The sequence below is a fragment of the Streptomyces chilikensis genome (assembly GCF_001642695.1).
GTDB classification, from domain to species: Bacteria; Actinomycetota; Actinomycetes; order Streptomycetales; family Streptomycetaceae; genus Streptomyces; species Streptomyces chilikensis.
Window position 1 is genome coordinate 3,556,630 of sequence record NZ_LWCC02000005.1, and the last position, 7,876, is coordinate 3,564,505.

At 74.7% G+C, this 7,876-nt stretch carries 7 protein-coding genes; 4 read left to right on the top strand and 3 right to left on the bottom strand.

The window, feature by feature from the left end; genetic code table 11:
* The first annotated feature begins 175 nt into the window (after window positions 1-175).
* From A2U95_RS15880 to A2U95_RS15895, 4 genes are read left to right on the top strand one after another with little or no spacing between them, the layout of a single operon-like run.
* Window positions 176-592 (top strand): roadblock/LC7 domain-containing protein, encoded by a 417-nt coding sequence (locus A2U95_RS15880; RefSeq protein ID WP_166023064.1) that lies wholly within the window; start codon window positions 176-178, stop codon window positions 590-592.
* A complete protein-coding gene (locus tag A2U95_RS15885; RefSeq protein ID WP_166023066.1) occupies window positions 589-945 on the top strand; it encodes a DUF742 domain-containing protein in 357 nt (118 codons plus the stop codon). Before A2U95_RS15880 ends, A2U95_RS15885 begins: the two co-directional genes overlap by 4 nt.
* Window positions 926-1,543: a GTP-binding protein gene (locus A2U95_RS15890; RefSeq protein ID WP_166023068.1), complete on the top strand. Its 618-nt coding sequence runs from the start codon at window positions 926-928 to the stop codon at window positions 1,541-1,543. The genes A2U95_RS15885 and A2U95_RS15890 overlap by 20 nt, the downstream gene beginning before the upstream one ends.
* The gene (locus A2U95_RS15895; protein ID WP_166023070.1) at window positions 1,540-2,802 is read left to right on the top strand and encodes a cytochrome P450; all 1,263 of its coding nucleotides are present in this window, start codon (window positions 1,540-1,542) and stop codon (window positions 2,800-2,802) included. Before A2U95_RS15890 ends, A2U95_RS15895 begins: the two co-directional genes overlap by 4 nt.
* A gap of 45 nt (window positions 2,803-2,847) precedes the next feature.
* On the opposite strand, the gene A2U95_RS15900 is transcribed toward A2U95_RS15895, so the two are convergent.
* From A2U95_RS15900 to A2U95_RS15910, 3 genes are all read right to left on the bottom strand, one after another.
* Window positions 2,848-4,074: a cytochrome P450 gene (locus A2U95_RS15900; protein ID WP_166023072.1), complete on the bottom strand. Its 1,227-nt coding sequence runs from the start codon at window positions 4,072-4,074 to the stop codon at window positions 2,848-2,850.
* Between the two features lie 163 nt (window positions 4,075-4,237).
* The gene (locus tag A2U95_RS15905) at window positions 4,238-6,577 is read right to left on the bottom strand and encodes a transglutaminase TgpA family protein (protein ID WP_166023074.1); all 2,340 of its coding nucleotides are present in this window, start codon (window positions 6,575-6,577) and stop codon (window positions 4,238-4,240) included.
* A partial coding sequence (locus A2U95_RS15910) for a DUF58 domain-containing protein (protein WP_166023076.1) occupies window positions 6,577-7,876 on the bottom strand: 1,300 nt, incomplete at its 5' end. The genes A2U95_RS15905 and A2U95_RS15910, both read right to left, overlap by 1 nt.

A 7,876-nucleotide genomic window follows, 5' to 3' on the forward strand; every position in this document is an offset into this window, starting at 1 on the left:
CCGGCGGCGAGACCGCCGGCCCCGGCCCGGCCGACCCCGAGCCCCCCGTCGCCCCGTAGCGCGACACCCTTCCCCCCGCCCGCAGGACGGCGGCGCCGTCCTGTGCCGACCCCGTGAGATTGGAGGACCGGGGCGGTGGACCGGCCCACCCGGCACCACCGCCCCGACACCCCGCATGCAGACCACCGACAACAGCCTCAGCTGGCTCCTGCAGAACCTGCTGGAGCGCACCTCCGGCACCCGGCACGCACTGGTCCTGTCCCGGGACGGACTGAAGCTGTGCTGGAGCGAGAACCTCTCCTTCGACCAGGCCGACCAGCTCGCCGCCATCTGCTCCGGCATCCAGGCACTCGCCCAGGGAGCCTCGGTGGAGTTCGGGGACGGCACCGGCGGCGTGCGGCACTCGATGACCGAGTTCCACGGCGGCCTGCTGTTCGTCGTGGAGGCCGGCGAGGGCGCGCACCTGGCGGTCCTCGCCGACGAGGAGGCGGACCCGGGCGTGGTGGGCCACCAGATGACGGAACTGGTCGAGCAGATCGGCGAGTACCTGCGGGCCGAGCCACGGGATCCCGCCGGGGACGGCACGTCGTGAGGCGCAAGCCCGTGGACACGGGCGACCCCGACCGGCTCTACACCGTGACCGGGGGACGCCACCGGGCCGGCGAACCCCTCGACCTCGTCACCCTGCTCGTCAGCGAGTGCGAGCCGACGGCGGGCATGCAGTCGGAGCACGCCCGGATCCTGGAACTGTGCCGTCACCCCACCGCCGTGGTCGAGGTCGCCGCCGAGCTGCGCCTGCCGATCACGGTGGTGCGCATCCTGCTCTCCGACCTGCTGGACGCGGGCCGCGTCACGGCCCGCCACCCGCGGGCGGCGCCGTCCGTCGCCGGCCTGCCCGATTCGCAACTGCTCAAGGAAGTGCTTCATGGGCTCCGCAACATCTGAGTTGCCCACCCGGCGCCTGCCGCTGACGGACCGGGCGGAGACCGGACTGAAGATCGTCGTCGTGGGCGGCTTCGGCGTCGGCAAGACGACCCTGGTCCGCTCGGTCAGCGAGATCCGGCCGCTGAACACCGAGGAGGTGATGACCCAGGCCGGCGTCGGCATCGACGAGACCGATCCGGCCTCGCGGAAGAACACGACCACGGTCGCCTTCGACTTCGGGCGGATCAGCCTCAACGACCGCATGGTGCTGTACCTGTTCGGCGCGCCCGGCCAGGAGCGCTTCTGGTTCCTGTGGGACCGGCTCTTCGCGGGGACGCTGGGCGCGGTGGTCCTGGTGGACACCCGGCGGGTGGACGACTGCTGGTACGCGATCGACAGGCTCGAGCACCACCGGACCCCGTTCGTGGTGGCGGTCAACCGGTTCGAGCAGGACGAGGACCGGTACTCCCTGGACGAGATCCGCCAGGCGCTCGCCCTCCCGGCACGCGTGCCGATGGTCGAGTGCGACGCGAGGGACCGCCAGTCGGCCAAGGACGTGCTGATCACCCTCGTGGACCACCTCTACGACATGGCCATGGCCCAGGAGGCGACACCGTGACCGCAACCGGACACCCGCTCCCGCACGACGCGCCGCCCGGGTGCCCGGCCCACCGGGGAGCCGTCCGCCTGGCGGGACTGGAGTACCAGCAGTCGCCGTCACAGCTGTACCGCGCCCTGCGCCGGGAACACGGCGCCGTCGCGCCGGTGCTGCTGGAGGGCGGCATCCCCGCCTGGCTGGTGCTCGGGTACTCCGAGCTCACCTACGTGACCAACCACGACGAGCTGTTCGCGCGCGACTCGCGGCGCTGGAACCAGTGGGAGAGGATCCCCGAGGACTGGCCGCTGCTGCCGTTCGTCGGGTACCAGCCCTCGGTGCTGTTCACCGAGGGCGACGAGCACCGCCGGCGGGCCGGAGTGATCACCGAGGCCTTGGAGGGCGTCGACCAGTTCGAGCTCGCCCACAACTGCCGGCTGATCGCCGACGAACTGATCGCCCGGTTCGCCGGGAGCGGCAGCGCCGAGCTGATGGCCGGCTACGCGCACGCCCTGCCGATGCGGGCCGTGGTGCAGATGTGCGGCATGCCCGCCGCGGGAACCGACACCCACCGGCTGGTGGACGACCTGCGCATCTCCCTGGACGCGGCCGAGGGCGACGACCCGGTGGCGGCGTACGCCCGGGTGGCCGACCGGCTGAGGCGGCTGGTCGAGGAGAAGCGGGCCGCTCCGGGCCCGGACGTCACGTCCCGCATGCTCGCCCACCCGGCGGGCCTGACCGAGGAGGAGATCGTCCAGGACCTGATCTCGGTGATCGCCGCGGCCCAGCAGCCGACCGGGAACTGGATCGGCAACACGCTGCGCCTGCTGCTGACGGACGAACGCTTCGCCGTGAACGTCTCGGGCGGCAGGCTCAGCGTGGGCGAGGCGCTCAACGAGGTGCTGTGGCTGGACACGCCCACGCAGAACTTCATCGGACGATGGGCCGTCGGGGACGTGCAGCTGGGCGGCCGGCAGATCCGGGCCGGCGACTGCCTGGTCCTGGGGCTCGCCGCGGGCAACAGCGACCCGCAGATCTGGCCGGAGGGACACGTGGGCTCCGAGAACGCCGCCCACCTCTCCTTCAGCAACGGGGAGCACCGCTGCCCCTACCCCGCTCCGCTGCTGGCGGACATCATGGCGCGCACCGCGGTCGAGACCCTGCTGGACCGGCTGCCCGACCTGGTGCTGGGGGTCGATCCGCAGGAGCTGACCTGGCGGCCGTCGATCTGGATGCGGGGCCTCGACGCCCTCCCGGTGCACTTCACGCCGGTCGTGGGGTGAGGCCGCGGGCCCGCGGCGCCCGTACCGCGCCGCGGGCCCGCCGCGTCAGCCGGACACCGGCGTGAACCGCACGGGGAGGCGGTCCGGGCCCCGGGTGAAGACGCCCTGCTCGGCCGGCTCGAAGCCCTCGGCGACCCGGACGTCGGGCATGGCGTCGAGCAACTGGCCGACACCGATCTCCACCTCGGCCTTCGCCAGCAGCGCGCCGACGCAGAAGTGCCGGCCGAGCGCGAAGGCCAGGTGGTCGGCGGCGGCGGAGAACGCCGTCGTGGTGGTCAGGTCCTCGCGGAAGATGTCGAAGCGGTCGGGATCGGCGTAACGCCTGTCGTCGCGGTTGGCGGCGCCGATCAGGCAGGTGACGGTGGCGCCGGCGGGTATGGTGCCGCCGCTCAGTTCCACCTCCTGCGCCGACTGCCGCATGATCATGTGGACCGGCGGCGTGTACCGCAGCGTCTCCGCGAAGGCCCGCGGGATCAGGCCGCGGTCCTCCCGGACGGCGGCGAGCTGGTCGGGATGGCGCAGCAGGTTCGCGAAGATGCCGGCGATGGCCTTGTCCGTGGTCTCGCCCCCGGCCGCCAGCAGCAGGCTGCAGAACGCCTTGACGTCCTCGTCGCTCATCCGGACGCCGTCCACCTCGGCCGCGCAGAGCGTGGACAACAGGTCGGAGCCCGGACGGTCACGGCGTTCGCGGATGATCGGCAGCATGTACTCGGCGAACTCCACCCGGGTCCGCTCGCCCGCCGCGGCCACCTCGGGGTCCCCCGACAGGTTGCCGAGGAACGCGATGACGGCCGTGTACCAGCGGTGGAACCGCGCGTGGTCGCCCTTGTCCAGGCCCAGCATGTCGGCGATGACGTTGACCGGGAAGCGGGTGGCGTAGTCCGCGACCAGATCGGCCGAGCCGGTGTGCCGGAAGCCGTCGATCAGCTCGCGCGAATTGCGCTCGATGACGGGCAGGAACTTCTCCTGCAGATCGGTCCCCCTGAAGGCGGGCGCCACCAGGGCGCGGCGCACGGCGTGCTCGCGTCCGCTCAGCTGCAGGATCGTCCTCCCGTGGACGGGCTCGATCTGCCAGTCGTAGTTGTCGGTGGTGAACTGGCCCTGCTTGTCCTTGAACACGCGCTCGACGTCCTCGTAGCGCGAGACGAGGTAACTCTGCGTGGCCTCGTGCCACAGGAGGGGCGCGCTGTCCCGGAAGACGCGGTACGCGGGGTAGGGGTCCGCGGCGAACTCCGGCGAAAGGATGTCGGGCACCTGCTGCGCGGTGGACATGAAGCTCCCTGGGTCGAATTCTGGTCCAGGACAAGCTAGTTGACGAAACGTCAGTTCCGACAGGTCCGCCCGGCCCTCCCGAGGGCCGCCACCGGCGGCGGGTCCCCCGGGGATGCCGGCCTGGCGGCCTGAGGCCCGCCGGGTGCGCCACGCCCGGCGGGCCTCAGGCCGGGCGCCGGGACAGCCGGGACCGGACCCGCGCGCTCCGGGACGCCAGGGCCCAGCGGACGCGGGCGGCCGAACGGGGGGCGAGGAGGGCGCGCAGCCGCGTGCCCCGGCTCACCGATCCCCGCAGCACCGCGCACGCACCCCGCACGTCCGCGGACAGGCCCGGCACCGCCCGCGCCCGCGGCGCGTACAGCACCCGCTCCACCGCGGACGCCACCCGGTGCACCGCCTCCGCCGTGGCCGGGTCCGGGCGGCCGATCCGCACGATCCGTTCCGCCGCCCGGCGCGGCGTCAGCGAGTCGTCCGGCGGTATGCCGAGGTCCCAGGCGGTGTCCGTGAGCTCGCGCCACACCCGCAGCGTGTGCGGCAGCACGTCCGCCTCGCCCCTGCCGTGCGTCCCCAGCCGCAGCGCCCGCACCCGCAGCCGCCACAGCATCGGCGACAGGGGCAGCAGCACCAGCGCCAGCCCGGCCGCCGTCCACAGCAGCGGTCCGGGCCAACCTGGCCCGCCGCCCCCGTCGGCCACCAGCGCCGGACCGGTCGGCTCCGGGCAGGCGTCCAGCCGCTTCAGCTCCACCGTGCAGCTGACGCTCGCGGAGGGCCGCGCGCTGGGCTCGGCCGACGCGGTGTCCTCGGGAGCCGCCCGGGAGGGCCGGGCCGTCGCCCCCGGCGTGGTCTGCGGCCGGGTGTACTCCGGCCGGGTGCCCCGCGTCGGCGTGGGCTCGAACCGGGTCCACCCCACGCCCTCGAAGTAGAGCTCCGGCCAGGCGTGCGCGTCCCGCAGGCTCACCTCGACGCTGCCGTCGCCCTGTTCCGTGCCGGGGGCGAAACCGACCGCCACCCGGGCCGGGATGCCCAGCGACCGCGCCATCGAGGCCATCGCGAAGGAGAAGTGGATGCAGAACCCCCTGCGGTCGCGCAGGAAGCGGGTGATCGCCCTCGGGTCCTCGCCCACCTCCACCTGCGTGTCGTAGGTGAACCTCCCGGTCAGCGAGAACCACTCCTGGAGCGCGACCGCCTGCTCGTAGGCGTTCCGCGCGCCCTCGGTGACCTCGCGCGCCTGCTCGGAGACCTCCTCGGGCAGCGAGGACGGGAGCTCCGTGAAGTTCCGCAGCTCGGGGCCGGGGGCCGGCGCGCCGGCCAGCTGCTCGCGGGTCGGCAGCACCTCCAGGCTGGCCACCTGCCAGCTCCTCCCCCCGGTCGTGGCCTCCCCCCCGCCGGCCACGGTCAGGCCCACCGGGTCGAGCCGCCAGGCGCCGGGCGCGTCGGCCCAGGTCGCCGGGTAGGGCATCGGCAGGTGCCGCTGCCGGTACCAGTCGGCCGCCGATATCCGGCTGGTCACCTCACGCCGGTCCACCTGCGGGCCCAGCCCAGGAGGCGTGGGGAAGCGGTCCGGCACCGCGACCGTCCGCCGCGGCGACGCCTCCCAGGTCCTGCCGTCGAACTCGTCCAGGGAGACGATCCGCAGGTACAGGTCGCCGGTCCGCCGCGAAGTGGTGCGCACGGTCAGCGCCGTGCGGTCGTCGCTCTCGTTGAGGTTGTCCCGCAGCTCCACCAGCAGGTCCACCGAACTGACCGGGCCGCCCGGGCCGTCGCCGCGGCCGTCGCCGGAACCGCCGCCCACCAGGCCGCCGTCCAGGGAGGGCAGGGCGGCCGGCGCCAGCAGCGCCACCCCGAGCGCGACCGCACCGATCCGGCGTCCGGCCCGCTGCCCGCTGCGGGCGGGGGAGACCGTGCCCGCACCGCCGAACGCCCGGCCCCACCGGGTCAGCCGCTCCCGCCCGTCGGCCAGCAGCAGCGCCAGGTATCCGGCCGCCGCCAGGCAGAACGAGAACCAGTGGGTGCCCTCGTCGGAGAGACCCGCGGCGACCGAGTACAACGCCAGCAACGGCAGACCGGCCGGGGCGGCCAGGCCGTAGGTCACCGCGAGGGCGTTCACCAGCAGCCCGATCACCAGCACGCCGCCGATCAGCAGCAGCGCTATGCCGTCGGTCAGCGGCGCCGGGGTCGCGTACTCCGTCACGTCCGCGAGCCCCTGCCGCAGCAGCCGCGCCAGGCGCCGCACCGCGCCGGGGCCGGGAAGCACCCCGGCCACCGCCTGCCGCCGGGCGAAGTAGAACGACAGCAGGGCCAGCGAGGCCACCAGCTGCACGGCGACCACCGCCGGCCGGGGCATCGACAACCGCCGCGCCGCCGCGCCCACACCCGCCGTCAGCAGGACCGCCAGGAACGCCCGCGGAAACCAGGACCCCTTGTCGATCAGGGGAAGCAACGCCGTCGCGGTGAGCAGGGTCGCCGCCACCGAGGCCAGCGTCTTCCGGGCCGTGACGCCCATCACCGGTCACCGCCTTCCGCCGCGCCCGCGCGCTCCCGCTCCGCCCGCTGCCAGACCGTGGCCATCGCGACGCCCCGCGGCGCCCGCACCACCGTCCAGCCGGCCTCCCGCAGCATCCGCCCGGCCCCGCCCGCGGCCCGGCCGTCACCGGCGGGACGGTCCTCACCGGCCCCGTCCCCGTCGTCCGGGAGGAAGGCCACCGCACCACCGGCGCGGTGACGCATCCGCGCGACGATCCGCGCCTGTTCCTCGTCCAGCGCGCCCAGGAACGCCACCAGCAGCCCCTCGCCGCCCTGACGCAGCGCGTCCCGCGCGCGGGACAGCCCGGCGCCGTCGGAGTGGCCGACCACCGCCAGGGTGTCCATCAGCAGCTCCGCCGCCTCCGCCGTCCCGGCGCCTGCGTCCCCGACCGAGGCCGCGCCCCCGCCGGGCACCTGGCTGCCGGTGTCGGTCAGCAGCCGCACCGAGAACCCCCGCTCCAGCATGTGCGTCAGCACCGAGGCCGCCCCGGACACCGACCACTCGAACGCCGAACCCGGTCCCGCGCCCCGGTAGGCGATCCGCCGGGTGTCCAGCAGCACGGTGCACCGCGCCCGGTGCGGCTGCTCCTCACGGCGGACCATCAGCTCGCCGTACCGCGCGGTGGACCGCCAGTGCACCCGGCGCAGGTCGTCGCCGTACCGGTAACCGCGCGGCAGCACGTCGTCCTCGCCGGCCACCGCCATAGAACGCCGCCGCCCGTCGCCGTACCCCTGGGCCCCTCCGCCCAGCCGCACCGGCGGCAGCGGCTCCACCCGCGGCACCACCGTCAGCATGTCGCGCGCCGCGAACGAGCGGGTCAGCTCGCACATCCCGAACGGGTCGGCCAGCCGCAGCTCCAGCGGACCCAGCGGATACCGGCCCCGCAGGTCGGAGCGGATCCGGTAGGACACCTCGCGCCGCCCGCCCGGCTCCATCCGGTCCAGCACGAACCGGGGCCGGGGCCCGAGCACGTACGGCACCCGGTCCTGCAGCATCAGCAGGCCGGTGGGCATCCGGGAGACGTTGTCCACCCGCAGGTGCACCCGGGCCTCCGCGGCGGCCGGCACCCGGGCCGGCGACAGCCGGCGCGAGGACGTCACCCGGTGCCTGGTCCGGTGCACCGCCACGGCGGACAGCAACGGCAGCGCCGCCAGCAGCAGCCCCGCCCGCAGCAGGTCCTCCTGCCCCAGCACGTACGCGCACACCCCCGCCGCGATCCCCGCGGCGAGGAACGAGCGCCCCCGGGTGGTCAGCCCCGCCAGCGCCACCCGCATCCCG

Bases quoted from the DNA above. Each gene is read 5' to 3' on its own strand.
- A2U95_RS15880 (WP_166023064.1), top strand. From the start codon at position 176: ATGCAGACCACCGACAACAGCCTCAGCTGGCTCCTGCAGAACCTGCTG.
- A2U95_RS15890 (WP_166023068.1), top strand. From the start codon at position 926: ATGGGCTCCGCAACATCTGAGTTGCCCACCCGGCGCCTGCCGCTGACG.
- A2U95_RS15905 (WP_166023074.1), bottom strand. From the start codon at position 6,577: ATGGGCGTCACGGCCCGGAAGACGCTGGCCTCGGTGGCGGCGACCCTG.
- A2U95_RS15900 (WP_166023072.1), bottom strand. From the start codon at position 4,074: ATGTCCACCGCGCAGCAGGTGCCCGACATCCTTTCGCCGGAGTTCGCC.